Source organism: Candidatus Accumulibacter phosphatis (genome assembly GCF_000024165.1).
In the GTDB taxonomy this organism is placed as follows: Bacteria; Pseudomonadota; Gammaproteobacteria; order Burkholderiales; family Rhodocyclaceae; genus Accumulibacter; species Accumulibacter phosphatis.
On the sequence record NC_013194.1, the window covers coordinates 5033279 to 5058518 of the forward strand.

General features: G+C 63.5%; 26 protein-coding genes. 14 read left to right on the forward strand and 12 right to left on the reverse strand.

Features of this window, described 5'->3' with window-relative positions; all coding sequences use genetic code 11:
* Window positions 1-14: 14 nt before the first annotated feature.
* The 13 genes from nifK to CAP2UW1_RS22150 all read left to right on the forward strand — a co-directional run bounded on the left by nifK (window position 15) and on the right by CAP2UW1_RS22150 (window position 13052).
* Window positions 15-1583, forward strand: a complete 1569-nt coding sequence (gene nifK, locus CAP2UW1_RS22090; protein ID WP_015768826.1) for a nitrogenase molybdenum-iron protein subunit beta — start codon at window positions 15-17, stop codon at window positions 1581-1583.
* 82 nt (window positions 1584-1665) lie between these two features.
* Window positions 1666-1890 carry a putative nitrogen fixation protein NifT gene (gene nifT / locus CAP2UW1_RS22095; protein WP_015768827.1) on the forward strand — a complete coding sequence of 75 codons (225 nt, stop codon included), beginning with the start codon at window positions 1666-1668 and terminating at the stop codon, window positions 1888-1890.
* A gap of 23 nt (window positions 1891-1913) precedes the next feature.
* Complete coding sequence (locus CAP2UW1_RS22100; RefSeq protein WP_015768828.1) at window positions 1914-2111, forward strand: 4Fe-4S dicluster domain-containing protein; 198 nt, start codon at window positions 1914-1916, stop codon at window positions 2109-2111.
* Between the two features lie 14 nt (window positions 2112-2125).
* Window positions 2126-2854 carry a dinitrogenase iron-molybdenum cofactor biosynthesis protein gene (locus CAP2UW1_RS22105; RefSeq protein WP_363319299.1) on the forward strand — a complete coding sequence of 243 codons (729 nt, stop codon included), beginning with the start codon at window positions 2126-2128 and terminating at the stop codon, window positions 2852-2854.
* A complete protein-coding gene (locus CAP2UW1_RS25835) occupies window positions 2855-3841 on the forward strand; it encodes a hypothetical protein (protein ID WP_015768830.1) in 987 nt (328 codons plus the stop codon). It begins immediately after the preceding gene.
* Between the two features lie 94 nt (window positions 3842-3935).
* Window positions 3936-4688, forward strand: coding sequence for a molybdate ABC transporter substrate-binding protein (gene modA, locus CAP2UW1_RS22115; RefSeq protein ID WP_041568857.1), 753 nt, complete (start codon window positions 3936-3938; stop codon window positions 4686-4688).
* 1 nt (window position 4689) lies between these two features.
* Window positions 4690-5358 (forward strand): molybdate ABC transporter permease subunit, encoded by a 669-nt coding sequence (gene modB, locus CAP2UW1_RS22120; RefSeq protein ID WP_015768832.1) that lies wholly within the window; start codon window positions 4690-4692, stop codon window positions 5356-5358.
* A complete protein-coding gene (gene modC / locus CAP2UW1_RS22125) occupies window positions 5355-6425 on the forward strand; it encodes a molybdenum ABC transporter ATP-binding protein (RefSeq protein WP_015768833.1) in 1071 nt (356 codons plus the stop codon). The genes modB and modC overlap by 4 nt, the downstream gene beginning before the upstream one ends.
* Before the next feature lie 192 nt (window positions 6426-6617).
* On the forward strand, window positions 6618-7181 hold the full coding sequence (gene ahpC, locus CAP2UW1_RS22130) for an alkyl hydroperoxide reductase subunit C (RefSeq protein WP_015768834.1): 564 nt from the start codon (window positions 6618-6620) through the stop codon (window positions 7179-7181).
* Window positions 7182-7314: 133 nt separating this feature from the next.
* Window positions 7315-8874 (forward strand): alkyl hydroperoxide reductase subunit F, encoded by a 1560-nt coding sequence (ahpF, locus tag CAP2UW1_RS22135; protein WP_015768835.1) that lies wholly within the window; start codon window positions 7315-7317, stop codon window positions 8872-8874.
* Window positions 8875-9278: 404 nt separating this feature from the next.
* Complete coding sequence (locus tag CAP2UW1_RS22140) at window positions 9279-11033, forward strand: SulP family inorganic anion transporter (protein ID WP_015768836.1); 1755 nt, start codon at window positions 9279-9281, stop codon at window positions 11031-11033.
* 10 nt (window positions 11034-11043) lie between these two features.
* Window positions 11044-11334, forward strand: a complete 291-nt coding sequence (locus tag CAP2UW1_RS22145; protein ID WP_015768837.1) for an MlaA family lipoprotein — start codon at window positions 11044-11046, stop codon at window positions 11332-11334.
* Window positions 11331-13052: a response regulator gene (locus CAP2UW1_RS22150; protein ID WP_015768838.1), complete on the forward strand. Its 1722-nt coding sequence runs from the start codon at window positions 11331-11333 to the stop codon at window positions 13050-13052. The genes CAP2UW1_RS22145 and CAP2UW1_RS22150 overlap by 4 nt, the downstream gene beginning before the upstream one ends.
* Here CAP2UW1_RS22150 and CAP2UW1_RS22155 read toward each other — a convergent pair.
* Complete coding sequence (locus CAP2UW1_RS22155; protein ID WP_015768839.1) at window positions 13049-13978, reverse strand: LysR family transcriptional regulator; 930 nt, start codon at window positions 13976-13978, stop codon at window positions 13049-13051. The two genes, CAP2UW1_RS22150 and CAP2UW1_RS22155, sit on opposite strands and share 4 nt — an antisense overlap.
* Before the next feature lie 127 nt (window positions 13979-14105).
* Here CAP2UW1_RS22155 and CAP2UW1_RS22160 point away from each other — a divergent pair, with 127 nt between their 5' ends.
* Window positions 14106-14666, forward strand: a complete 561-nt coding sequence (locus CAP2UW1_RS22160) for a TerB family tellurite resistance protein (protein WP_015768840.1) — start codon at window positions 14106-14108, stop codon at window positions 14664-14666.
* Here CAP2UW1_RS22160 and CAP2UW1_RS22165 read toward each other — a convergent pair.
* From CAP2UW1_RS22165 to rpmH, 11 genes are all read right to left on the reverse strand, one after another.
* On the reverse strand, window positions 14629-15387 hold the full coding sequence (locus tag CAP2UW1_RS22165) for an ABC transporter ATP-binding protein (protein WP_015768841.1): 759 nt from the start codon (window positions 15385-15387) through the stop codon (window positions 14629-14631). The two genes, CAP2UW1_RS22160 and CAP2UW1_RS22165, sit on opposite strands and share 38 nt — an antisense overlap.
* Window positions 15384-17156 (reverse strand): branched-chain amino acid ABC transporter ATP-binding protein/permease, encoded by a 1773-nt coding sequence (locus tag CAP2UW1_RS22170; protein WP_015768842.1) that lies wholly within the window; start codon window positions 17154-17156, stop codon window positions 15384-15386. Before CAP2UW1_RS22170 ends, CAP2UW1_RS22165 begins: the two co-directional genes overlap by 4 nt.
* Window positions 17153-18187: a branched-chain amino acid ABC transporter permease gene (locus CAP2UW1_RS22175; protein WP_015768843.1), complete on the reverse strand. Its 1035-nt coding sequence runs from the start codon at window positions 18185-18187 to the stop codon at window positions 17153-17155. Before CAP2UW1_RS22175 ends, CAP2UW1_RS22170 begins: the two co-directional genes overlap by 4 nt.
* Window positions 18188-18339: 152 nt before the next feature.
* Window positions 18340-19494, reverse strand: coding sequence for an ABC transporter substrate-binding protein (locus CAP2UW1_RS22180; RefSeq protein WP_015768844.1), 1155 nt, complete (start codon window positions 19492-19494; stop codon window positions 18340-18342).
* Window positions 19495-19771: 277 nt separating this feature from the next.
* Window positions 19772-20521: a sulfite exporter TauE/SafE family protein gene (locus CAP2UW1_RS22185; RefSeq protein WP_412566880.1), complete on the reverse strand. Its 750-nt coding sequence runs from the start codon at window positions 20519-20521 to the stop codon at window positions 19772-19774.
* Window positions 20522-20551: 30 nt separating this feature from the next.
* On the reverse strand, window positions 20552-21313 hold the full coding sequence (locus CAP2UW1_RS22190) for a methyltransferase domain-containing protein (protein ID WP_015768846.1): 762 nt from the start codon (window positions 21311-21313) through the stop codon (window positions 20552-20554).
* 59 nt (window positions 21314-21372) lie between these two features.
* Window positions 21373-22749: a tRNA uridine-5-carboxymethylaminomethyl(34) synthesis GTPase MnmE gene (gene mnmE / locus CAP2UW1_RS22195; RefSeq protein WP_015768847.1), complete on the reverse strand. Its 1377-nt coding sequence runs from the start codon at window positions 22747-22749 to the stop codon at window positions 21373-21375.
* Entirely contained in the window at window positions 22715-24397 is a 1683-nt protein-coding gene (yidC, locus tag CAP2UW1_RS22200; protein ID WP_015768848.1) for a membrane protein insertase YidC, read from the reverse strand. Before yidC ends, mnmE begins: the two co-directional genes overlap by 35 nt.
* Window positions 24398-24423: 26 nt before the next feature.
* On the reverse strand, window positions 24424-24633 hold the full coding sequence (gene yidD / locus CAP2UW1_RS24895; RefSeq protein WP_015768849.1) for a membrane protein insertion efficiency factor YidD: 210 nt from the start codon (window positions 24631-24633) through the stop codon (window positions 24424-24426).
* A gap of 4 nt (window positions 24634-24637) precedes the next feature.
* Complete coding sequence (rnpA, locus tag CAP2UW1_RS22205) at window positions 24638-25036, reverse strand: ribonuclease P protein component (protein ID WP_015768850.1); 399 nt, start codon at window positions 25034-25036, stop codon at window positions 24638-24640.
* A complete protein-coding gene (gene rpmH, locus CAP2UW1_RS24900) occupies window positions 25033-25167 on the reverse strand; it encodes a 50S ribosomal protein L34 (protein WP_081444259.1) in 135 nt (44 codons plus the stop codon). The genes rnpA and rpmH overlap by 4 nt, the downstream gene beginning before the upstream one ends.
* Between the last annotated feature and the right edge of the window lie 73 nt (window positions 25168-25240).

Below are 25240 nucleotides of genomic sequence, written 5' to 3' on the forward strand. Positions count from 1 at the left end.
CAAAGGAGATGAAGATGCAAGCTGTAGATGATATCAAGCCCTGCTTTCCGCTTTTCGGCGACGACGACTACCAGGCGTCGCTGAAGAACAAACAGGAACTGTTCGAAGAGCGCCATTCGCCGGAGAAGGTGCAGGAGGTTTTCCTCTGGACGACAACCCAGGAATATCAGGATCTCAACTTCAAGCGCGAGGCGCTGACCGTCGATCCCGCCAAGGCCTGCCAGCCGCTTGGTGCCGTGCTGTGTGCGCTAGGCTTCGAGAAGACGCTGCCCTACGTGCATGGCTCGCAAGGCTGCGTCTCGTATTTCCGCACCTATTTCAATCGCCACTTCAAGGAGCCGATCTGCTGCGTCTCGGATTCGATGACCGAGGACGCCGCGGTATTCGGCGGCCAGAAGAACATGTTCGACGGCCTCGAGAATGCGCGCGCGATCTACAAGCCGGAAATGATCGCGGTATCGACGACCTGCATGGCCGAGGTGATCGGCGACGACCTGAATGCCTTCATCAACAACGCCAAGAAGGAAGGGCACGTGCCGGACGAGTTCCCGGTGCCCTTTGCGCACACGCCGTCCTTCGTCGGTTCGCACGTCACCGGCTGGGACAACATGTTCGAGGGCATCATGCGCTCGTTCACGCTGAACCACATGGCCGACAAGGCGCCAGGCAAGAACGGCAAGCTCAACTTCGTTCCCGGCTTCGAGACCTACCTGGGCAATTTCCGCGTCATCAAGCGGATGATGGCGGAAATGGGCGTCGACGCCACGCTGCTCTCGGACCCGACCGAGGTGCTCGACACGCCCGCCGACGGCGAGTTCAGGATGTACGCTGGTGGTACGACGCAGGCGGAAATCAAGGATGCGCCGAACGCGATCAGCACCCTGCTGCTGCAGCCCTACCAGCTCGACAAGACGAAGAAGCTGCTCGAGAACACGTGGAACCATGAGGTGCCCAAGCTCAACATCCCGATGGGCGTCGACTGGACGGACGAGTTGCTCATGAAGGTCTCGGAACTGACCGGCAAACCGATTCCGGAATCCCTGGCCAGGGAGCGCGGTCGCCTGGTCGACATGATGTCCGATTCGCACGCCTGGCTGCACGGCAAGAAATTTGCCCTCTACGGCGATCCCGACTTTGTCATGGGAATGGTCAAGATCCTCTTCGAGTGCGGCGCCGAGCCGACACACGTGCTCAGTCACAACGGCAGCAAGCGCTGGCTGAAGGCGATGGAAAAGATGATCGCCGAAAGCCCCTTTGGCAGCAACGCCAAAGCGTACACCGGCCTCGACCTGTGGCACCTGCGATCCTTGTGCTTCACCGACAAGCCGGACTTCCTGATCGGCAACAGCTACGGCAAGTTCATCCAGCGCGACACCCTGCACAAGGGCAAAGCCTTCGAAGTGCCGCTGATCCGCATCGGCTTCCCGCTGTTCGACCGTCACCATCTGCATCGCCAGACGACGCTCGGCTACGAGGGCGCGATGCAGGTGGTCACCACGCTGGTCAATGCGGTGCTCGAGCATCTGGACGAAGAAACGATGGGCATGGCCACCACCGACTACAACTTCGACCTGGTGCGCTGAGCGCGCTCAGTGCGCCGAGTGTGCTGAATCCGCGCGACGGGGACGTTCGCCGTTCCCGTCGCCAACTGCAAGGGGAGGTCAAATGGCCAACATCATGGTCGGCAAGACGGCTGTCGGTGCCTACTCGTTCTACCTGCCGAAACGCGATCTGGAGGACGCCATCGTCTCGATGGAGTACGACAGCGCCGACAAGTGGGGCGGCGAGATCCGGCTCAACAATGGCGGCACCTATTACATTGAACCGCAGGCCCTGCCTGCACGCTTCCCAATCTCGCTGCGCGCCAGGCGACTGGATGCGGCGGAGTAGGACATGCAACGGAGAGTTACACCATGGCAATGAAAATCATCCAGGCTGAATGCACCTCCTGCGGCGACTGCAAGCCGGTCTGCCCGACCAGTTCGATCACCAGCAAGGCCGGCATGTACAAGATCAACGTCGACACCTGCACCGAATGCGAAGGCGAGTTCGATTCGCCGCAGTGCCTCGATGCCTGTCCGGCAGGCGAATCCTGCATCGTCTTCATCTAGACTCCGGGGAGGCCATGATGGCGCAGTCGATTACCCGCGAAGCGGCGCTACGCGTTGCCCTCGCCGCCCGCGAACTGGGCAGTGTGTCGGCCAGGGAACTCGTTTCGGCGCTGGTCGGGCGGCTGGAGCTGCCGCTGACCGAGGCCAAACTCGCCACCGTCACGGTGGCGGACTTGCAGCTCGTGCTGCAGGGGGACGAGGTGATCGAAAGCGCTGTGCCGCGCGAGCAGCTCAAGCAGGCGGTCCGCCTGCTCTGGGGTGAAGGTATCGCCAAGCGCGACCTGCCGCCGGTGGCAAGCTACACCGACGGCGACATGCCGGGCTCGATCCGCGTCGCCTGCGCCTCGAACCGCGAGCAATTGCTCGACGGTCACTTCGGCTCCTGCGAGCGCTTCCTCGTCTATCAGGTGTCGCCGGACGAGGTGCGGCTGATCGACGTGCGGCCGACGCTTGCCGCCGACCACGCCGAGGATCGCAACGTCGCCCGCGCGGCGCTGATCAACGATTGCCAGATCGTCTACGTGCAGTCGATCGGCGGCCCGGCGACGGCCAAGGTCGTGCGCGCCGGCGTGCATCCGGTCAAGGTCACCAACCGGGGGGACTCGGGCGGCGAAGCGCCGCAGGCGCTCGCCCAGTTGCAGCAGGCCTTGCGCCATCCTCCGCCGTGGCTGGCCCGCATCATGGGCGTCGAAGCCGGCTCACTGGCCCACTTTGCGGCGGATCTCGCCGCCGGGGAGGCATGATTGCTGCCTGCGACGACTAGCGACTCGCATTGGCACCATCTGTCTTGCCAGGTCGCCGAACTGTGCGTGCGCATTCCCGCCAGCGCCGGGCCGGCGGTGCTGGCCAGAGAACTGGCGGCGCTGGCGCCCGAGCTGACGTTTCGCCAGGTCCTCTCGCGCGGCGGCTGGTATCGCCTGGGCGGCGTCGTCGATGCGAACAACACCCACCTTTCGGACAACCTCGAAACGTGGGCCGAGGAACAATTGGCGGCGCACGACGACGACATGGCCGCGCTCTGCGAAGACCACGCCGGGCGGGGACTGCGGGCAACGCGTCTCACCGGTCGCACGCATTATTTCGTCGCCGCCACTGGCGCTGGCGCCACTGACTTCGTTCAGATCGAGATCGAAGAGCTGCAGGAAGTCGTTTGTCATTCGCTGTTCGTGGCCGAAGATCTGCCATCGGGAATCGAGGAACTGGTCGATCCGCGCGCTGCAGACCTCCCCTGCTGTACCGCCGGAGAGCCTATCGGTACGCCCTTCCTGCGCTTGCGCCGGCTGACGCCGATGGCGGGCTTCCTCGCGCGCATGCGCGCCCAGAGGCCCGAAGCGCAGCCGATCCATCGTTTCGTCCAGGCCTGGGAAGCCAGCAGCGCTGGCGCGGCGACGCAGTTTTCCAACCACTGGGTGATCGTCGTGCGCGAGCACCTCGACCGCTACCGACAGCCCGTACTGCATGCCAACCCGGTGGCCGCATTGAATGGCGCGGCCCCGAAATTCGCCGCCACCTTCGGTATGCAGGGGCTGGCATTGCACCAGGCCATGGCCCGCTACGACAAGGCCGTCGGCTACCCGATGGCCTGGTTCTTTCACATGCTGACCATCCGCAGCGCGCCCTACGCGCTGGCCGGCGCCGTCATCGACGACGTCAATGCCGGCTTCAACTACCTGTCCGATCGTGACGTGGAGGTCGTCAAGGAATGGCTGTACCAGCCTTACGCCTTCTGAGGTGCTGGCCTTGGTGAGCGATCCTGCCGCCGAGTCCGGCGAGTCCGGCGAGTCACGCAGAGCTCGCCAGGCCGGCGGCCGTCCGCGGCAGCGCATCGCCAATCGGCTGCATGCTGGCGTCCTGGCCCTTGTCCTGCTGAGCACGGCGGCGGCCCAGGCCGCGGAGATCAAGGTCGCCGTGTCGGCGAACTTTGCCGCACCACTGCGGAAGATCGGCGTCGACTTCGAGAAGGAGAGCGGCCACCGGATCGTTGCCTCCGTCGGTTCGACCGGCATGTTCTACGCTCAGATCAAGGCAGGGGCGCCCTTCGACGCCCTCCTCGCCGCCGACGACGAGACGCCGGCACGCCTGGAAAAGGAGGGCGCGGGTGTTGCCGGCAGCCGCTTCACCTACGCCATCGGCAAACTCGTGCTGTGGAGCCGCACGCCGGGCTTCGTCGACGACCGGGGCGAGGTGCTGCGGACGAAGGCGTTCAGCCACCTGGCGCTGGCCGATCCCAGGCTCGCGCCCTACGGAGCAGCCAGCCTGCAGGTGCTGAAAGCGCTGGGTCTGCTCGAGACACTGCAGCCGCGGTTCGTGACGGCCGCCAACAATACCCAGGCCTATCAGTTCGTCGCCTCCGGCAACGCCGAACTGGGTTTCCTGGCGCTCTCGCAGGTGTATCAGGACGGCCGCATCACCGAGGGTTCGGGCTGGATCGTGCCGCAGGAGTTCTACTCACCACTCCGCCAGGATGCCGTGCTGCTCGCCAGGGCCAGAGGCAAGCCGGCTGCCGAAGCTCTGCTGAAGTATCTGCGCGGCGACAAGGCACGCGCAATCATCAGGTCCTACGGCTACGGGCTCTGAGATGAGCCCGGCCGACCTCGCCGCCGTCTGGCTGACGCTGAAGCTCGCGGCGACGACGACGACCGTCCTGCTGCTGGTCGGCACACCGATCGCCTGGTGGCTGGCACGCACCCGGCATTGGGCAAAGGAGGCGCTCGCCACGCTCGTGACGCTGCCGCTGGTGCTGCCGCCGACGGTCCTCGGCTTCTATCTGCTGGTGCTGCTCGGACCGGACGGCCCGCTGGGACGGCTGCTCCAGGCAAGCGGGTTGCCGTCCCTGCCGTTCACCTTCGCTGGCCTCGTCGTCGCCTCGGTGATCTACTCGATGCCTTTCGTCGTCCAGCCGCTGCAGCAGGCTTTCGAGGCCATCGGCGAGCATCCCCTGGAAGCCGCCGCGACGCTGCGCGCCGGTCCCTGGGATAGCTTCTTCGCCGTAGTCGTGCCGCTTGCCTGGCCGGGATTCATGACCGCGGCCGTCCTTGGCTTTGCCCATACGGTGGGCGAGTTCGGCGTCGTCCTGATGATCGGCGGCAACATCCCGGGCGAAACGCAGGTTCTCTCCATGATCATCTACAACCACGTCGAAGCGCTCGACCACGACGCGGCCCACCGGCTCGCCGGCGGCATGCTCGCCTTTGCCTTCATCGCCCTGCTGCTGCTCAACCTGTTCCGGCCGGGGCGCCGGCGGTGAGCATCCACGCCCGCTTCCGCCTGCCCTACCCGGCCTTCACGCTCGACATCGATGTCGACCTGCCGGCCGGCGGCGTGACAGCCGTGTTCGGCCGCTCGGGCTCCGGCAAGACGACGCTGCTGCGCTGCATCGCCGGGCTGGAACAGACGCTCGACGGCTCGCTGATCGTCAGTGGCGAAACCTGGCAGGACGGCAGCTACCGACGACCGGTCCACCAACGCGCACTCGGCTACGTCTTCCAGGAGGCACGCCTGTTCCCGCACTTGAGCGTCGCCGCCAATCTCGACTTCGGGCGGCGCCGCATCGCCGAGAGCGAGCGGCGCGTTTCGCTGGCGCAGGTGGTCGAGCTGCTCGGTATCGCCCATCTGCTCGAACGGCGGCCCGAGCGCCTCTCGGGTGGCGAGCGCCAGCGCGTGGCGATTGCCCGTGCGCTCGCCACCAGCCCGCGCCTGCTGCTGATGGACGAGCCGCTGGCAGCGCTCGATCAGGCGCGCAAGCAGGAGATCCTGCCTTATCTCGAGCGACTGCACGACGAGCTGGCCATTCCCGTCCTCTACGTCAGCCATTCGCCCGATGAGGTGGCGCGGCTGGCCGACCACATCGTCCTGATGGAGGACGGCCGCGCCGTCGCCCAGGGCCCGCTGACCGAAACGCTGGCGCGTGTCGACCTGCCGCTGCGTCTCGGAGAAGACGTCGGCGTGGTCTTCTCCGGCCAGGTGCTCGAGCGCAACGCCGAATGGCATCTCGCGCGCATCGGCTTCGCCGGCGGCGAGATCTGGGTGCGCGACGGTGGCGCCGGCGTTGGCCGGACGGTTCGTCTGCGCATCCTGGCTCGCGACGTGAGTATTGCGCGCCACCGCCACGACGACGTCAGCATCATGAACCTCCTGCCGGCAACGATCATCACACATGCCGCCGAGGACCATCCGGCACTGGCGCTGCTGCAACTCCAGGTGGGCGGTACGCGCTTACTGGCGCGCCTGACCAGACACTCCGCCAATCGCCTCGAACTGGCACCAGGGCAGCAGGTATGGGTGCAGATCAAGGCGGTGGCGCTGCTTGGCTGACACGCGCTAAGATAGCTGGCACGCCTCCCCGGCAGCCTGACGGGGCGGGCGACAGTGGTTTCGCGGGCGGCTCGGGGTGCATAGCTCAGGGCTATGACTTGGATTACGAGAATCAATTGGAACAATTCTGGCGACTCCACTACTATCCGTCCGTCGCTTCTTTTATTCACCGAACTCAAAGGAGAGCTCAAGATGTCATTGATCAACACCGAAATCAAACCGTTCAAGGCCACTGCTTTTCACAACGGCAAGTTTGGTCCCGTATCCGACGCCGACCTGAAAGGCAAATGGTCGGTCGTCGTTTTCTACCCGGCCGACTTCACCTTCGTCTGCCCAACCGAACTGGGCGACTTGGCGGATGAATACGCGTCCTTCCAGAAAATCGGCGTCGAGGTCTACGCGGTGTCCACCGACACCCACTTCACGCACAAGGCCTGGCACGATGCTTCCGACACCATCAAGAAGATCCAGTACCCGATGATCGGCGACCCCACCGGCACCATCACGCGCAACTTCGATGTGATGATCGAGGAAGAGGGTCTGGCGCTGCGCGGCACGTTCGTGATCAACCCGGAAGGCGTCATCAAGGTCTGCGAGATCCACGACTTGGGCATCGGCCGCGACGCCAAGGAATTGCTGCGCAAGGTGCAGGCCGCTCAGTACGTGGCCAGCCACCCGGGCGAAGTCTGCCCGGCCAAGTGGACGCCGGGTGACGCGACGCTCGCTCCGTCGCTCGATCTGGTCGGCAAGATCTAGGACCAGAGGCACTTGTTGGTCGCGCCGCCGGGAGCTTTTCCCGGCGCGCGATGCCGGGTCCCAGCGCAAAGGGGCCGCAGAGCAAGCTGCTTCGCGGCCCCTTTTCCATGACACTCGACAAGGAAGAACTCACATGCTGGACGCAAACATCAAAACACAACTCACGGCCTATCTGGAAAAGATCCGCCAGCCGATCGAACTCGTCGCCTCACTCGACGGCAGCGAGAAGGCGGGCGAGATGTGGGCGCTGCTTCAGGACATTGCCGCGCTCTCGGACAAGGTCAGCATCAGGAACGATGGCGTTGCCCCGCGCAAGCCTTCCTTTGCCGTCGCCCGGGCTGGCGAGCCGGCGCGAATCCGCTTTGCCGGCATCCCGATGGGGCACGAATTCACGTCGCTGATCCTGGCTCTCCTGCAGGTCGGCGGTCATCCGCCGAAGGCCGAAGCCAGCACCATCGAGGAAATCCGCGCCATTCCCGGGACATTTCACTTCGAGACCTTCATCTCGCTCTCCTGCCATAACTGCCCCGATGTCGTCCAGGCACTGAACCTGATGGCCGTGCTGAACCCCGGCATCAGCCACGAGATGATCGATGGCGCGCTGTTCCAGGACGAGGTGACCAGCCGGCAGATCATGGGGGTTCCCACCGTTCTGTTGAATGGCGAACACTTCGGCCAGGGCCGCATGCTGCTCGAGGAGATCGTCGGCAAGATCGATACCGGCGCCCTGCAGCGTGAAGCCGAGAAGATCTCGGCGCGCGAGCCCTTCGACGTGCTGATCGTCGGCGGTGGCCCGGCCGGCGCCGCCGCAGCGATCTACGCGGCCCGCAAGGGGATTCGCACGGGGGTGGTCAGCGAACGCTTCGGTGGCCAGGTGCTCGACACGCTGGGGATCGAGAACTTCATTTCCGTCAGCCAGACCGACGGCCCGAAACTCGCCGCCGGGCTGGAGCAGCACGTCCGCGAATACGACGTCGATGTCATGGACCTGCAACGCGCCGAGGCGCTGCTACCGGGCAGCGATGGCGGGCCGAGCGAAATCCGCCTGGCCAGCGGCGCCAAGCTGCGCAGCCAGACGGTGATCCTCGCCACGGGCGCACGCTGGCGCGAGATGAACGTTCCCGGCGAGAAGGAGTATCGCGGTCACGGCGTGGCCTATTGCCCGCACTGTGACGGCCCGCTGTTCAAGGGCAAGCGCGTGGCGGTGATCGGCGGCGGCAACTCCGGGGTCGAGGCGGCGATCGACCTTGCCGGCGTCGTCGCGCACGTCACTGTGCTCGAATTCGACAGCATTCTGCGTGCCGACGCCATCCTGCAGAAGAAGCTTTTCAGTCTTGCCAACGTCAAGGTGATCACCAGCGCCCTGACCACCGAAGTGACCGGTGACGGCAAGAAAGTCAACGGCCTGGTCTACACCGACCGTAGCAGCGGCGAAGCGCATCGCGTCGAGCTCGAAGGCGTCTTCGTGCAGATCGGCCTGTTGCCGAATACCGAGTGGCTGAAGGGGACGATCGCCCTCTCGCCACGCGGCGAAATCGAGATCGACGCTCGCGGTGAGACCTCGCTGCCGGGCGTCTTCGCTGCCGGTGATGTCACGACAGTGCCTTACAAGCAGATCGTCATCGCGATGGGAGAAGGGGCCAAGGCTTCCTTGAGTGCCTTCGATTACCTGATTCGCAGTTCAGTCACCTGAGAGGCGGGGAGGATCTCGCCGCGGTTTCACGGAACAGGTCGGCAAGCGTGGTGGCGTAGCTCCCGGCAGTTTGCAGCGTGCGGGAAGCAATGGAGGGCAACCTTCTCGAGCTTGCCTGTGGAACGGCGATGAGCTGTCCGTGGTGCACCACGGATAGGTCCTCCCGGCCGCGGCCAGTTGTGCGCGCGCAGACTGAAGATTGCTCTCCTCATTTTGTGGATCGAGCCGCGCCACGAGTTGGCCAGGTCCAACGGTTTCGACGAGGCCCACCGTCCGCTCGACCAGCCGGCCATCGATGCGAGACGACTCAGACCAGGGACTTTCGATTGACGCGGCTGGAATGAGGCTACCATGCTCCGGCCATTACCGTAGAATCTGCGATCCCTACTCTGGATGTGAGCACAGTGCCCGCCATTGCTTACCTGAATCGCCTGCTACCTGGGCTGCAGCCCCTGCTCAAGTACCGTGCCGAAGACTGGCCACACGACTTCAGTGCAGGCTTGTCGGTCGCTGCGGTGTCGATTCCGGTGGCCATCGCCTACGCCGAAGTGGCGGGGCTGAGCCCCTCTGCGGGCCTCTATTCGTCGATCCTGCCGATGATCGTCTATGCGCTCGCCGGTACCTCGCGACAGATGATCATCGGCCCCGACGCCGCCACCTGTGCCATGATCGCCGCCGTCGTCGCGCCTCTGGCGGCGGGAAACAGCGGTGTCTATCTCTCGTTCAGCATTGCCCTGACGCTTCTCACGGGCATCTTCTGTATCGCCGCCAGCTTCCTGCGCCTCGGCGGCCTCGCCGATTTCCTCGCCCGGCCGATCCTCGTCGGTCTCCTCAACGGCATCTCCCTGTCAATCATGGTCGGCCAGGTGGGCAAGGTGCTCGGCAGCAAAGGCCAAGCCAGCCGCTTCTTCCGCCAGATACTCGAGATCCCGGAACTGGTGTTGCAGGCGCACGTCCCGACGGTCCTGCTGTCGCTCGGCTGTGTGCTGGTGATGTCCGTGATGCCGCGCCTGTCGAAGCGCATACCGGCGTCGCTGGTGACCATGATCCTCGCCGCCCTGGCCGCCTACTCGCTGCGTCTCGACGAAATGGGCGTGGCGCTGATCGGTCCGGTGGCCAGCGGCCTGCCGACGCTCGACTGGCCTGAGCTGCAGTTGCACGAGGTCGGTGATCTGGCCGGCTCGGCGGCCGGCCTGGGGCTGGTGTTGTTCACCAGCGGCATGCTGACGGCGCGCAGCTTTGCCGAGCGCAACCGCTACGACATCGACGTCGACCGCGAATTCGCCGCCTTCGGTATGGCCAACATCGTTTCCGCCCTGTCACAGGGCTTCGCGGTCACCGGTTCGTCATCACGCACCGCGGTCAATGACGCCAATGGCGGGCGCACTCAGATGGTCAGCATCATCGCCGCCGTCGCCATCGCGCTTCTGCTCCTGGCTGGTACTGCTTCGCTGGCGTGGTTGCCGATTCCGGCGCTTGGCGTTGTGCTCATCTTTGCTTCGTGGTCCCTGCTCGACCTGCAGGTATTCCGCCGTTACCACCAGGTCGAACGGGCAGCACTGCTGCTCGGCGCCGTCACCATGCTCGGTGTCCTCGCGTTCGGTGCCATCAAGGCGATCATGCTGGCGGTCACTCTGGCCTTGCTGATGTTCGTGCGCCGCGTGGCGCGCCCTGCGCTCGAAGAACTCGTCGTCGTCGACGGCCGCTCCGGGCTTTACAACCGCCTCCTGTTTCCAGACGCAACGCCGATTGGTGGCCTCCTTCTGCTGCGCTTCTGCGGGCCGTTGGTGTTCTTCAACGCCAGCCATTTCCGTAGCGAGGTGCAACGCGCCATCGCCCGACAGACGCTGCCTGTCGAACGTGTGGTGCTCGACTTGATTCCGATGACCAACCTCGACATCACCGGCATCGACATGCTCGAGCGGCTGGACGAGGAACTCGCCGCTCAGGGTATCGTCCTTACCCTTGCCGGCCGGCAGATCGAGTTCGAGCGCTGGCTGGAGATCACCGGCCACCCCGACGAGTCGCTGCGCCAGCGCGCCTATCCGACGATGCGCCAAGCGATCCGCGAGTGGCACGGGCGCGAGGAGACGGCCACCGACGACGCTGAGGAGGTTGTTGCCGAGGATGCTCGGGGGGACAGCAGGCAAGGCGGCTAGAAAATCCAACGTGAACGACGGACCCGGTGCGCCCGCTGTTCACCGCGGAAACGTGACGCCACCGACATTCCCGTACGCCCTGGCACCAGTCGATCGCACCTTGTGGGGATTCAACAACGCTCTCATCGCCGGCGTTGCCAAGCCGCTCGCGGCGATCCACCGTGCGCCGATCTCGCCCTTCGCGCGCGAGCGCATCCGCGGTTTTGCCGGGAACCTCGTGTCTCCACGCAAGGTGGCGGCGAACATCTTGCACATCAACCGCTTGATCAGCAACGAACTGTCGGGTAACGTTCGGCCATGAAGACACCCGACTCGACCAACGATCTGCGCCACAAGCTCAGCAAGGAGCTGGAACGCAAGCGAGCCCTGCTGATCGATCGCCACCCCAATGCCCGCAATTCGCTCCGCATCATGCTGTCGGCGCTGGGCGTCACCGCCGTGCACAACGCCGGCAGCTCGGCCGAGGTGTTGCGACAGGTCAAGGCCCATCACTTCGATATCATCCTGTCCGACTACCAGCTCGAGGACGGACGCGATGGCCAGCAACTGCTCGAGGAACTACGCCAGCAGCATCTGGTGGCGCTGACCACCGTCTTCATCATCATTACCAGCGAGCGTGCTTATCACAACGTTGTTTCGGTCGCCGAACTGGCACCTGACGACTATCTGATCAAGCCCTTCACGGCCGACGAGTTGCATGGCCGGCTGATACGCGCACTCTACAAGAAGCATTTTTTTGCTCAGCTCTACGAGCAACTCGATAACGGCGCCTTCAGTGAAGCGCTGACAACCTGTGAAGGCCTGGTTGCGCAAGAGAGCGGCTTCCTGTTCGACGCCCTGCGCCTGAAGGGAGAAATCCTCAATGCTCTTGGCCGCCATGTCGAAGCAAAGGCGGTGTACGAGCAGGTGCTCGAACAACGCGTCGTTCCGTGGGCCAAGATGGGCCTGGCCATGGCTTTGCGTGGTCAGCAACAGATGACCGAAGCCCTTGCTGTCGGAGAGTCCCTGGTCGACGATTTCCCCGAGTTTACGGCGGCCTACGACTTCCTCGCGGAAGTACAGGAAGACATGGGCCAGTCTGCCGAAGCGCAGGAAACCCTGCAACGCGCAGCGACGATTTCTCCGAACAACTCGTCGCGACAGCGGCTGGTGGGCGACGTGGCGGCACGTAACAACGATTTGCCGGCGGCGGAAAAAGCGTACGGCAAAGTGCTCGAGCGCCGCCGCGGCTCGTCGCTGAAGAACATCGACGACTACACCAACCTGTCGCGCATCATGGTGGAACGTGGTCACACGGAGGGCGCCAAGAAGATCAATGATGAACTTCGGCGTGACTGGCGGGGCAACAAGCAAGGTGAGTTGGCCGCACTGGTCATGGAAGGACTGTGCGCCGAGAAGGAGGGCGATCCAGCCAAGGCCAAGCGCGCCGTGGAACAAGCTATCCTCCTGCACGAAGCAATCAAGAACGAAGGCGGGGCGGCACCGGTTTCGCAGAATCTGACTCTCGACCTGGCGCAGGCGTGTCTGGCGACCGGTAACGAGGCTGCCGCGCAGGAGATCGTTCGCAAGGTAGCCGCCGAAAACCATGAGAACCGAGCCATGATCGCCCAGGTGCAAAACATCTACACCAAGGCGGGGATGGAACAGAATGGTCAGGAACTCCTCGCGCAGGTCGGACGGGAAATCGTCGAGCTCAACAATCGCGGCGTGCTGGCAGCACGCAGCGGCGACGTGCAGGGGTCTGTGCAACTGCTGATGGAGGCTGCCGAACGCGTGCCCAACCTCCAGTTTCTGGTCAATGCCACAAAGGCGATTTTTACCCTGCTCGAAATCAAGGGCTGGGATGCGAACCTGGCCAAACGTGGTCTGCGCTATCTGGAGATGGCGCAGACCAAAGATATCCGCAATCCGCGAGTAATTTCGGCGCGCGAGACGTACCAGCGCGTCGCACGCAAGTACGGGGTTCCCATCGTGCCGTTCGGCGCCGCCCGAAACCCCGCCGAGAAGCCGGGTACCTAAGCGGCTGTGCCCGCTCCCTGGCCGTAGCGGGGCGAGTTGGCGTCAAGCAGCAGGTGGTCGAGAAACGCGCGCGCCGGCAAGGACAGGATCTTCGACTTCAGATGCACCGCGCGCCAGGGTTTGCGCAGCGGAAAGCCGTTGATGTCGAGAATGCACAGGCCGCCGCTTGCCGGATCGGCCGGCAAGGCGTGCCGAGAGAGCACTGCCGGTCCCATACCGCTCGCCACCAGGTCGCAGATCGCCTCGTTGCTGTTGAGCGTCAGCTTGACGTCAAGTTTCAACCCGATCGCCTGCAGGTGCGTGTCGATCGTGCGGCGGGAACCGGAGCCCACTTCACGGAGAATGAAACGCTCGCCGGCAAGCGCCGCGAGTTCCAACGACTGTCCCGCGGCCCAGTGACCGAGAGCAGCAATCACCACCAGTTCGTTATCGAGAAACGGGTAGCTGACGACCTCGAGTTCTTCGGGCGGGTACAGCATGATGTAGAGATCGTCCTGATTGCCGCGCATGCGCGCGACAAGGCGATCCCGGTCAGTGATTTCCATGGCGATGTCGATCTCCGGAAAGCGCCGACAGAAATTCCCCAGCATGCGTGGCAGAAAGTATCGGGCAGTACTCACCAGCGCCACCCGCAGGCGGCCGCGCTGCAAGCCCTTCAGGTCATCGATCACCGATTCGAAGCGGCTCCAGACGTCGTCCAGCAGCCGTACGGTGTTGAGCATCTCCTCCCCGGCCTGGGTCAGCGCCACCTCGCGGCCTTCCTGGGCGAACAGCGGCAATCCCACGCTGTCGACGATCTGCCGGACCTGTAGCGAGACTGCCGGCTGCGTCAGGTGCAGCGCCTCGGCCGCCTTGGTGAAACTGCCATGCCGGGCCACGGCCGCAAAAGTATCGAGTTGGCGGAAGGTGATGCGGCGACGAGGCATCCATAAGCTCCAGCAAATAGGTTAAGCAAGTTTATATGATTTGACGTAATTCGTCTGCGTGCGCATAGTTCGCTCGTCGAGCAACAGATGCCGACCGAACCCGTACCAACCACCCCAGGAGAAACACATGCGTCACTACACCTCGGACAGCACCCAAGCCATGGCACGCGTTGTATCTCTCGCCCTGCTCGCCGATGGTGGGCTGGACAACAGCGAGATCCAGGCACTCCAGAAGCACTCGATTCTCGACAATCTGAACATTGACCCGGAAACCTTCGATCAGGTCATGCATGAGTTCTGCAACGACATCCTGCAGTCGGCCCGCGCTCCCAATGTTGGACAGATCGAGATCGATCGCGAAGTGATCGATCATCTTCTCGGCGACATTCGCTCGCCTGAACTGCAGAAGGAGGCGCTGCGCGCCATGCTCGACATCGTCAATGCCGATTGGTCCCTCAGCGGCGGCGAAGCCGTTCTCGTGTCCCAGGCGATGAGCCTCTGGGGACTCGAGTTGCACCACCGGACGCCTGCCGGAGGAAGAACGGATCTGCGTCAGTCGCTGCACATCGAGCGGCAGGAGCGGCCGCCCGTTGAGGGGTCGGAGAGCGCACTACATGTCGAGCGACTGACCCTGCTGCTGAACTCGAGCGTTAGTGACGCCCACCCAGCCCCAGGTAGCTTTCAATGACCCGGGGATCCGTCAGCAGCTGACGACTGGGCCCTTCCAGTGAGAGTTCGCCGGTTTCCAGAACGTAGCCGTAGTCGGCGACCTGCAGTGCAGCGCGAGCATTCTGCTCGACGAGCAAGATGGCCACGCCCAGCTTCTTGAGCTGGGTGATCGTGCGGAAGATCTCCTTGATGACCAGGGGAGCAAGTCCCAGGCTGGGTTCGTCGAGCAGCAGCAGCCTGGGCTTGGCCATCAGGGCGCGGCCCATCGCGAGCATCTGGCGTTCGCCGCCGGAAAGCGTGCCGGCCATCTGCTCGCGACGCTCCATCAGGCGGGGAAAGATGTCAAACACCTCGTCGATGGTTTCCAGCTGGTCGCGGTGCCCCGCCCGATAGCGGTCAAAAGCGCCCAGCAGCAGGTTGTCCCAGACGCTCATTTCGGCGAACAGTTCTCGTTTCTCGGGAACCAGAGTCATTCCCTGGCGCACCAACATCTCGACACTGCGTCCGGAGCCCTGCCGTTCGCCAAGATAGACGATCTCGCCACGCGCCGGCAGCAGACCGATCAAGGCACAAAGCAGGGTGGTCTTGCCGGCACCGTTCGGGCCAATGACGGTGACGATCTCCCCACGGTGCACTTTTAGGGCCAATCCATGCAGTGCGTCGACCTTGCCATAGCTGACCGACAGGCTGCTTACCTCGAGCACGACGACCTTTTCACCCGGGTTGTCCAGGGCATTCATTCGACACCCCCGAGGTAGGCTTCAACCACCGCCGGATTCCGCTGAATCTCTTCGGGCAGACCGACGGCGAGTTTCCTGCCAAACTCCATCACCACCACCCGGTCGGCCAGACCCATCACGAAATCCATGTCATGCTCGACCAGCAGGATACCGATTCCTTCCGCTCGCAGACGGCGCAACAGATCGGCGAGGGCCTGCTTTTCCAGGTAGCGCAGTCCGGCAGCCGGCTCATCGAGCAGCAGAAGACAGGGATCGGCAGCCAGCGCCCGGGCGATCTCGACAAGGCGCTGCCTGCCGAGCGGCAGACTACCGGTGGCCTCGTACATCTGCTCGGCGAGACCACAGCGTTCGATCTGCACCGCCGCCTCGCGCAACAGCCGAGCTTCTTCGTGGCGATCGGCACGACAGGCTGCAGCCACGAAACTCTTGCGGCCGCGCAGATGAGCACCAATGGCGACGTTCTCGATGACGCTCATTCCGGCCAGCAGACGGACGTGCTGAAAGGTCCGGCTCATGCCGAGGCGTGCGATATCTCGCGCCAGCAAGGACTCGATGCGCTTGCCGCGAAAGGTCACGGCGCCCGAACTCAGCGGATCGACGCCGGAAATGCCGTTGAACATCGTGCTCTTGCCGGCGCCATTCGGCCCGATCAGCGCCATCACCTCGCCCGCCCGGACAGTGAAGCTCACCCTGTCGTTGGCCACCAGGCCGCCGAAACGCTTGCTCGCGTCCTTTACCTCGAGGAGCAGGGAACCAGACTCCGGAAGCGACCGACGTGCCAGCGGCTGACTGTCGTGGGCGATCACTCGCGCCACCGGCTTTGGAAACCAGCGCATGACGATCGGCCACACGCCGTCACGGGCGCGCTGGAGCACGAAGATCATGAGCAGCCCGAAAACGATGACCTCGAAGTTGCCGCTCTCCCCAACAAGTCTCGGCAACCAGTCCTGCAGCCACTGCTTGAGAATCGTGATCAGGCCAGCGCCGACGATCGCCCCCCAGACGTGCGCTACGCCGCCAACCACGGCCATGAACAGGTACTCTATCCCTTGCGTGAGGGAGAAGGGCGTCGGGTTGACGAAGCGTTGCAGGTGTGCGTACAGCCAACCGGAGACACTGGCGTAGAGAGCGGCTACGGTGAAGATGACGATCTTCGCGCGCGGTGTGTTGACGCCCATCGCCTCGGCCATCAGCGAGCCCCCGCGCAGAGCGCGGATGGCGCGCCCCTCGCGCGAGTCCAACAGGTTGCGCGTGGCGAGAACAATCAGCAGCAGAACCGCCCAGATCAAGTAGAAGAATTCACGGCCGGACTTCAGCTCGAGATCGAAGAGCTGAAGCGACGGGATGCCGGTGATACCGGTGTGACCACCGAGCGCAGCGAGGTTGCCGAAGAGGTAATAGAGACTGATTCCCCAGGCGATCGTCCCCAGCGGCAGGAAGTGACCGGATAGACGCAGCGTCACCAGGCCGAGGGAAACGGCAACCGCGGCCGTGACCAGAAGCCCGGCCGGCAGCGTCAGCCATGGCGACACCCCATGCACCGTAGTCAGGTAGGCCGATGTGTAGGCGCCAAGACCGACGAAAGCCGCCTGACCAAACGAGGTCAAGCCGCCGACTCCGGTGAGCATGACGAGTCCGAGGGCGACGATCGCATAGAGGCCGATGTAGTTGAGCAGCGTCACGTAGAATTCGGGGAGGACCAGCGGCGCAAGCACCAGGGCCGCCATGAACACCAGCAGAAAGTGCATGCCCTGCGCAGCGCGCTTCATTCCTCCTCCACGTGCCGCGCCTTCAGCGACCGCCAGAGCAGCACCGGGATGATCAAGGTAAAGACGATCACCTCCTTGAAGGCACTCGCCCAGAATGACGAGTACGATTCCAGAAGACCGACCAGAATGGCACCGGCGGCCGCCACCGGATAGCTGGCGAGACCGCCGATGATTGCGCCGACAAAGCCCTTGAGGCCGATCAGGAAACCCGAGTCATAGTAGATGGTCGTGATCGGGGAGATCAGGATTCCTGAGAACGCGCCTATGGATGCCGCCAGGGTGAACGAGAGCATGCCCGCCAGCGTTCCCGAGATGCCCATCAGGCGGGCGCCGGTGCGGTTCATCGCCGTCGCCCGCAGCGCCTTGCCGTAGAGGGTGCGTTCGAAGAACAGATAGAGCACGATTATCAGCACCACGCTCGCGACAACCACCAGGAGTGTCTGGCCCTGGAGCAGCGTATCGCCGATCTCGAAGCTGACGTCGGTGAAAGACGGCGTGCGTGAGCCCTCCGCCCCAAAGAAGAGGAGACCGATGCCGATCAAGGTGACGTGCACCGCCACCGAGACGATCAGCAGAACCAGCACCGACGCCTCGGCAACCGGCTGGTAAGCAAGACGATAGATCATCGGCCCGAGGGGAACCACCAACAGCAACGCCAGCAGCACCTGCACCGGCAAGGGCAGGGTAGCTGCGGAAATCGCCGCTAGGCCCCCGGCAAGCAGCAGGGGCACGCCGCAGTTGACCAACAGGATCACGGGAATCCGTCTGAACTGACGACGACGCATGGCCAGCGATCCCTCGATCGCGGCAATCAGCGTACCGAGCGCCAGCAGCAGCCAGATGGTTCCCGGCAGCTTGCCCGCTTGCAGACTGGCCAAGGTCAGGGCACCGAAAGCGACAAACTCGCCTTGCGGGATGAAGATCACGCGCGTGACCGCAAAGACGAGGACCAGTGCCAACGCCAGCAACGCATAGATGGCGCCGTTGGTCAGGCCGTCCTGCCCGAGCAGCAAGGCAATCTGAAGATTCATCAGAAGCGTTCCCGTCGATACCCCGGCCGGCTCACGGCTGGAGGCACCCAGCCGAAGAGCCAGACGTCGGTATCAGCGGCGATCGGCACGAACTTGCCGGCCTTGGCACGTTCCACTGTCGACCGCGGCGACAAGGGGCGATGGCCGCAATCCTATTGGACGAGCTTCCAGCTGCCGCCATCGATCTTGACCATCACCCGGGAGCGCTGGTCGAAGCCGAGATGGTCCTGCGGACTCATGTTGAAGACGCCGTGGGCGGCGGTCAGGTTCTTGGTGTTCTCGAGGGCGTCGCGCAGGGCCTTGCGGAACTCTGGCGTCCCCGGCTGCGCCTTTTTCAGGGCCACGGGGACCGCGTTGACGAGCAGCTTGCCGGCGTCCCAGGCGTGCGCGCCGAAGGTCGAAACCGTGCCCTTGCCATGGGCTGCCTCGTACTTGTCAACGTACTCCAGCGCCGCCTTCTTGATCGGGTTGCTGTTCGGTAGCTGTGCCGCAACCAGCACGGGGCCGGCAGGCAGAAAGGTGCCTTCACAGTCCTTGCCGCAGACCCGCAGGAAGTCGGCATTGGCCACCCCGTGCGTCTGGTACATGATGCCCTTGTAGCCCTTTTCCTTCAGTGATTTCTGCGGCAGAGCCGCCGGCGTGCCGGCGCCGCCGACAAGCACAGCATCCGGTTTGGCGGCGAGTATCTTGAGTACCTGACCGGTGACCGAGGTATCGGTGCGATTGAAGCGTTCGTTGCCGACGATCTGGATCTTGCGTACCTCGGCAATCTTCGAAAACTCGTTCCACCAGCCTTCGCCATAGGCGTCGGCAAAGCCGATGTAAGCGACCGTCTTGACGTTGTTGTTGGTCATGTGCTCGACGATCGCCGTCGCCATCTGGGCATCGTTCTGCGGAGTCTTGAACACCCATGCCCGCTTGGCGTCCATCGGATCGATGATGCGGGCCGACGCGGCCATGGCAAGCATTGGCGTCTCGGCTTCCGCGACAACGTCGATCATCGCCAGCGAATTGGGCGAGGTCGTCGAGCCGATGATCACGTCCACCTTGTTCTCGGCGATCAGCTTGCGCGCGTTCTTGACCGCGGTAGTGGTGTCCGAGGCATCGTCGAGGACGATGTAGTTGACCTTCTGGCCGGCTATGGTCGTCGGCAAGAGCGCAACCGTGTTCTTCTCGGGAATGCCCAGCGACGCCGCCGGACCGGTAGCCGAAAGAGTGACCCCGACGTTGATGTCGGCTTGCGCCGTTGCAGCACAGGTGGCCGCCAGAACAGCCAGAACTCCGGCAATGGATAGTCTTGTTTTCATGGTCTCCCCCGCTTGATTGATCGGCTTGCCGACACTACCGACGCCGGTAAACGGCAAGCCATCATTGTGCGGCCGCATTGCCCACGAGACAAGAGCGGTTTCGTGAACCAGGCAATCACTGCGGCGGTTCGTGAAGCTGATGGGCACCGCCTCGTCTGAGGTCGTCTCACGCGTCGCGAACGCACCCATCGGACGGGCGACGAAATTTCCGGTCGTCATCCGGCGTTCAGCGTTCGAGACTCCAGCCGGTTGTTTGAGGCCGGTCCACCCGCCTCGCTTAGGCGAACGAGTCGTACGCAAACTTGAGGATAAACACGCCGACGACGCCAAGAAAGGCCTTGCGGACGAAGCCGCTACCGTGGCGCAGCGCCAGATGGGTGCCCAGCAGGGAACCGAGGACGTTGCACGTGGCCATCAGAACGGCGAGTACCGGCAAGATGTGGCCGTTGGGAACGAAGAAACCGAGGGCAGCGAGGTTCGTCGCGACGTTGACCACTTTCGACGCTGCCGAAGCATGCAGGAAGTCGAAACCAAAAAAACGGATGAACAGGAAGATCAGGAAGCTGCCGGTTCCCGGTCCGAAGAAGCCATCGTAGAAACCGATGGCACCGCCGAGTATGAGGGCGAACGCGAACTCGCGTCGCCCCCGGTGCTGAGGTCGGTGCACCGCGCCGAAGTCCTGCCGCGCGAAAGTATACGCGGCGGCACCAATCAGCAAAATCAGGATCAGCGGTCTGAGCATGGCGACCGGCAACCAGGCAACCGCCATGGCGCCAAGGTAGGAACACGCAAACGCAGCCATGGCGGCCGGCAGCGTAGTGCGCCAGGGCATCCGGATACGGCGAGCGTAGCTCCAGGCCGCGTTGCTGGTACCGAAGATGCTGGAGAACTTGTTGGTGCCGAAAAGGGTCGCCGGGCTCTCTTGCGGTAGCGCATTGAACAGGGCGGGAATCTGGACAAGACCACCACCACCGACCACCGAATCGATGAAGCCGGCAAACAGCGCGGCCACCGCTAGAAGCAGCAACAACGAGTGATCGATGCCGGCTATCGGCACTCAGCGCTGCGCCACGAAGAAGATCCGCTTGAAGGGGAAAAGCGTGCACCCATCGGCACGGCGCGGATAGGCGACGAGCAGCCGGGCCCGATAGGCCGCAAGAAAGTGCTCAGCGGTCTGCCTGTCGAGGCGGGCGAGGTAGGGCACCAGCGTCGTCCCCTTCATCCACTCGACTATCCCGTCGTCACCGTCAAGTACCTGGAAATAGGTCGTCTCCCATACGTCCAGGTGACGACAATGCGGCGTCAACAGCGCGTGATACTCGGCTGCCGTCAGAACAGCGCCTTGGCGGACGCCGTCGAAGGCCGCTTGCCAACCGGGGTCGCCGGCCAACTCGAGCAGGATCCTGTGCGACGGTGCAGCGAAGTTGGCTGGCATCTGCACCGCCAGCACACCACCGACCGCCAGTTGCTCAACCAGTCGAAGCAGGAGATGCTGGTGATCGCCAAGCCAATGCAGGGCAGCGTTCGAAAAGATGAGGTCGAGCGGCTGTTCTCCCTGCCAGGCGGCAATGTCGGCCTGCTGCCAGGTAATCGACGACAAGCTGCTGGCCGCCTTGTCGAGCATTGCCGAATCGCTGTCGATTCCGGTAATCCGTGCCTGTGGCCACTGTCCGGCAAGCAGGCGGGTAACATTACCGGCGCCGCAACCCAGGTCGACGATGTTGTTCGCCGGCTGGCCGACAAGCCTCGCGAGTAGATCGAGTGCCGGCCGTTGCCGAGCGTCGAGGAATTTCAGGTATTGGTCCGGGTCCCAGTTCATTGTCGATCCCCTGTTCATCGTCGCGGCTGCGGACTTCGTCGAGTATGGCCGAGCAGTCGCTATTTGCCAATGCAGAAGCGCCCAAAAATCTCGCCGAGCAGATCATCGGCGCTGTATTCGCCGGTAATCCTGCTCAATGCCAACTGGGCCAGCCTGAGTTCTTCGGCGAAAAGTTCCAGGCTCGGCAATTGCCGCCGAGCGGCGTCGATGTTCTGGCGGGTTTCCGCCAGGGCGTGCAGATGCCGCTCGCGAGCAATGAAGACGTCCTCGGCAGGATGCCAGCCGGCAATGCGCAGCAACTCTTGCCGCAATAGCTCGCTGCCTTCACCTGACCTCGCCGATAGCATTATCGCCACGCCGTCGGCTTCTTCGCGGCGTTCCGCCGCCCGTGAGGTCAGATCGATCTTGTTATAGACGAACACTCGCGCCAGTTTGGCCGGAAACTTGGCGAGGATCACTCGCTCGGCGTCGCCGACGCCGGTCCGCGCATCAACCAGCAAGACGACGACATCGGCGCGCTCGATTTCGCGCCAGGTGCGTTCGATTCCCAGCCTTTCGATCTGGTCTTCGGTGTCGCGCAGTCCCGCGGTATCGATGACGTGCAGCGGTATGCCTTCGACCTGCAGCGTGCTGCGTACCAGATCGCGGGTCGTGCCCGGAAGCGGCGTGACGATCGCCACTTCGTCGCCGGCCAGCCGATTGAGAAGGCTGGACTTGCCCACGTTGGGCTTGCCGACCAGCACGACATGCAGTCCGCCTTGCAGCAGTCGCCCTTGCCGTGCGCGCTCGAAAACCCGAGTCAGGCGTTGCTCCAACCGGTCAAGGCGGCCAAATGCGTCGGCCGCTTCGAGAAAGTCTACGTCCTCATCCGGGAAATCGAGGGTGGCTTCGACCAACGCCCGCAGCTCGATCAACTGGTCGAGGAGCACGCGCACTTCCCCGGAAAACTCGCCTTGCAGCGAACGTACCGCGCTACGCGCCGCCGCCGCCGTCGCGGCATCGATCAGGTCGATGACTGCCTCCGCCTGCGCCAGATCGAGCTTGCCGTTGAGGTAGGCGCGGCGCGTGAACTCGCCGGGGTCGGCCAAGCGTGCGCCAAGTTCCAGGCAGCGCACGAGCAGCATCTGCATGACCACGGGACCACCATGCCCGTGCAGTTCGAGCACGTCGTCGCCGGTGAAGGAGTGCGGGGCGGGAAAATACAGGAGCAGGCCGGTGTCGATGACTACGTGGTCGGCCGCCCGGAACTCGCAGAGGGTCGCGCGGCGAGCGAGCGGTCGCCTGCCGCTCAGGGCTTCAGCGAATTCAAGCAGGCTCGCGCCGGCGACGCGAATGACGCCTATGCCACCGCGACCGGGAGCGGTCGCGATGGCGGCTATCGTTGCTGCGTTCTCGCCTGACTCAGGCTTTACTGTCGTTGGCGGCCTTTGCGCCACCTTCGATCATCCGCGTGATCTGCCATTGCTGAGCAATCGACAGGACGTTATTGACCACCCAGTAAAGCACCAGACCGGCCGGAAAGAAGAAGAACATCGCGCCAAAGATGAAGGGCATCATCATCATCACCTTGGCCTGGATCGGGTCGGGTGGAGTCGGATTGAGCTTGGTCTGGATCAGCATCGTCACGACCATGATCACCGGCAGGACATAGTACGGATCCTGCGCCGACAGGTCGGTTATCCAGAGGATCCACGGAGCATCGCGAATCTCGACGGCACCCAGCAACGCCCAGTAGAGTGCAATGAAAACGGGGATCTGAACGGCGATCGGCAGGCAGCCACCGAGCGGGTTGATCTTTTCCCGTTTGTAGAGTGCCATCATCTCCTGGTTCAGCTTCTGGCGGTCGTCACCGTAGCGTTCCTTGAGCGCCATCAGACGCGGCGTAACCGTTCGCATCTTGGCCATTGACTTGTAGCTGGCCGCCGACAGCGGGAAGAACAACAGCTTGATGCCTATGGTCAGCAGGACGATCGCCCAGCCCCAGTTGCCGACGACCGTGTGAATCGCCTCGAGACACCAGAAGATCGGTGCCGCAACGATCGTCAGCCAGCCGTAGTCGACGACCAGTGGCAGGCCTTGCGCGCCGATTCCGCCGTCGGCCTCCGGCTTGGCGAGTTGTTCGAGCGTCGCCTGAATCTGCGGGCCCGCATAGACGGGCACCGAGAAAGTCACCTTGGCGCCGGGCGCGGCGACGGGTGCCGGAACGATGACGCCTACGGCGACGGCTGGATTCACGCCACCTTCGAGCTTGCGCATGTAGAACTCGCGCGGCAAGCCGGTGGCAGGGATCCACGCCGCGACAAAATAATGCTGAACCATCGCTATCCAGCCGTCGTCCGCCCTGGTCGCGAACTTGGCCTTGCCCTTCTCGATGTCGGCGAAGTCGACTTTCTGATACTTGTCCTGGTTCGTGTAAACGGCTGGGCCAGTATAGGTAGACACCATGGAACTTTCGCCATCCGGCGCCTTGGTGTCGCGCTGCAACTGGTAGTAGGCATGCGCCAGGACTTCCTTGTCGCTGCCGTTGTCGATTTCATGCGCGACGTCGATCAGGTAGCTGCCACGCGTAAAAGTGTAGGTCTTGGCGACCTTCAGGCCCCCGCCCGCCGGGGCCTCCAGGCGCAGCACGACGGTCTTGGCATCGGCGCCCAGTTCCGCGCTGCCAGCGACGGCCGAAAAGCTCGTCTTGTGGTTCGGCAGTCCCTCACCAATAAGGCCGCTCTGCGCGACGTATTGGTGCTTGGCCTCGAAAAGCGCGAAGTCCTTCTGCTTGTTCGTGCTGTCCTTGTAGTCGTTCAACTCGAGGCGGACGATGTCACCACCGATCCGCGAAATATGCGCGACGAAGAGGTCGGTCTTGACGGTGAACGTTTCGGCCTTGTCGGGAGCCCTCACCGCAGCCGTGTCGGGTAGCACCGGCAGCGGCGCGTGCAGGTTTGTCGACAGCTGGGGCGCAGGCGCTTGCGGCGTACTGACGGCGGCAGTAGCTGCTGGCTTCGGCTGGTTGTACTTCTGCCAGGCATCCCACAGCATGACCAGGGAGAAGGAAAAAACCAGCAACAGGAGCAGGCGTCGATTGTCCATGAAAGCCTATACGATTCGTTTTGTGTTCAGGGTACGGGGTCAAAGCCACCCGGGTTCCACGGGTGACAACGGAACAATCGGCGCACGCTCAGACAGCTTCCTCTAACGGCCCCGTGTTTCTCCACCGCTTCGGCAGCGTACTCGGAACAACTGGGAAAGAAACGGCAGCGGCGCCCGAGCATGGGACTGATCGCGTATCGGTAGAAGCCCAGCAGCGCCAGCAACAACTGTTTCATCGCATCACCGGTCGGTTGACATCATCTTGCTGAGCAGACCCTCGATCTCGTGCGCCAAATCGCGCCGGTCCAGAGGCAAGGGCTTGACCGCCAGACGCATCACCAGGTCGCACGAGCGAAGGCGAGCGCGAAGGAGCCGAAAGCGCTCCCTGACCAGTCGCCGAACAAGGTTTCGATCAACCGAACGACGCAGAAAACGTTTGGCAACCACCAGACCAAGGCGGGCCCCCGGCGCTTCCGTGCTGTCCCTTCGACGGTAATGTAGCAGGAAATGACGACTTCTCAGCGCCCTGCGGAAACCAAAAACGGATGAAAATTCATCCGTTTTCAGAAGGCGGTAGTGCTTCGGAAAGGCGGCGGCGGCTGGCGCAAGATCCCCGGCGGTATCAGCTCTGTCGCTCAAACAGCCAGGCGGTGACGGCCTTTAGCGCGGCGAGCACGGATGACAGCGCGGCCCCCACGGGTAGACATACGAACGAGGAAGCCGTGGGTGCGCTTGCGGCGGACAACCGACGGTTGATAGGTACGTTTCATGGTTAAACCCTTGAAGTCACGGCAAAAAGAACATGCGATTAGACAACCGTTGCCACCACTTTGTCAAGGCCAT

Coding starts and splice junctions, on each gene's coding strand:
- yidC (WP_015768848.1), bottom strand. CDS start 24,397: ATGGACAATCGACGCCTGCTCCTGTTGCTGGTTTTTTCCTTCTCCCTG.
- CAP2UW1_RS22105 (WP_363319299.1), top strand. CDS start 2,126: ATGATGGCGCAGTCGATTACCCGCGAAGCGGCGCTACGCGTTGCCCTC.
- CAP2UW1_RS22165 (WP_015768841.1), bottom strand. CDS start 15,387: ATGAATGCCCTGGACAACCCGGGTGAAAAGGTCGTCGTGCTCGAGGTA.
- modB (WP_015768832.1), top strand. CDS start 4,690: ATGAGCCCGGCCGACCTCGCCGCCGTCTGGCTGACGCTGAAGCTCGCG.
- CAP2UW1_RS22175 (WP_015768843.1), bottom strand. CDS start 18,187: ATGAATCTTCAGATTGCCTTGCTGCTCGGGCAGGACGGCCTGACCAAC.
- CAP2UW1_RS22155 (WP_015768839.1), bottom strand. CDS start 13,978: ATGCCTCGTCGCCGCATCACCTTCCGCCAACTCGATACTTTTGCGGCC.
- CAP2UW1_RS22190 (WP_015768846.1), bottom strand. CDS start 21,313: ATGAACTGGGACCCGGACCAATACCTGAAATTCCTCGACGCTCGGCAA.
- CAP2UW1_RS22170 (WP_015768842.1), bottom strand. CDS start 17,156: ATGAAGCGCGCTGCGCAGGGCATGCACTTTCTGCTGGTGTTCATGGCG.
- nifK (WP_015768826.1), top strand. CDS start 15: ATGCAAGCTGTAGATGATATCAAGCCCTGCTTTCCGCTTTTCGGCGAC.
- yidD (WP_015768849.1), bottom strand. CDS start 24,633: ATGAAACAGTTGTTGCTGGCGCTGCTGGGCTTCTACCGATACGCGATC.
- rpmH (WP_081444259.1), bottom strand. CDS start 25,167: ATGAAACGTACCTATCAACCGTCGGTTGTCCGCCGCAAGCGCACCCAC.
- CAP2UW1_RS22180 (WP_015768844.1), bottom strand. CDS start 19,494: ATGAAAACAAGACTATCCATTGCCGGAGTTCTGGCTGTTCTGGCGGCC.
- ahpF (WP_015768835.1), top strand. CDS start 7,315: ATGCTGGACGCAAACATCAAAACACAACTCACGGCCTATCTGGAAAAG.
- CAP2UW1_RS22160 (WP_015768840.1), top strand. CDS start 14,106: ATGCGTCACTACACCTCGGACAGCACCCAAGCCATGGCACGCGTTGTA.
- CAP2UW1_RS22150 (WP_015768838.1), top strand. CDS start 11,331: ATGAAGACACCCGACTCGACCAACGATCTGCGCCACAAGCTCAGCAAG.
- nifT (WP_015768827.1), top strand. CDS start 1,666: ATGGCCAACATCATGGTCGGCAAGACGGCTGTCGGTGCCTACTCGTTC.
- ahpC (WP_015768834.1), top strand. CDS start 6,618: ATGTCATTGATCAACACCGAAATCAAACCGTTCAAGGCCACTGCTTTT.
- CAP2UW1_RS22100 (WP_015768828.1), top strand. CDS start 1,914: ATGGCAATGAAAATCATCCAGGCTGAATGCACCTCCTGCGGCGACTGC.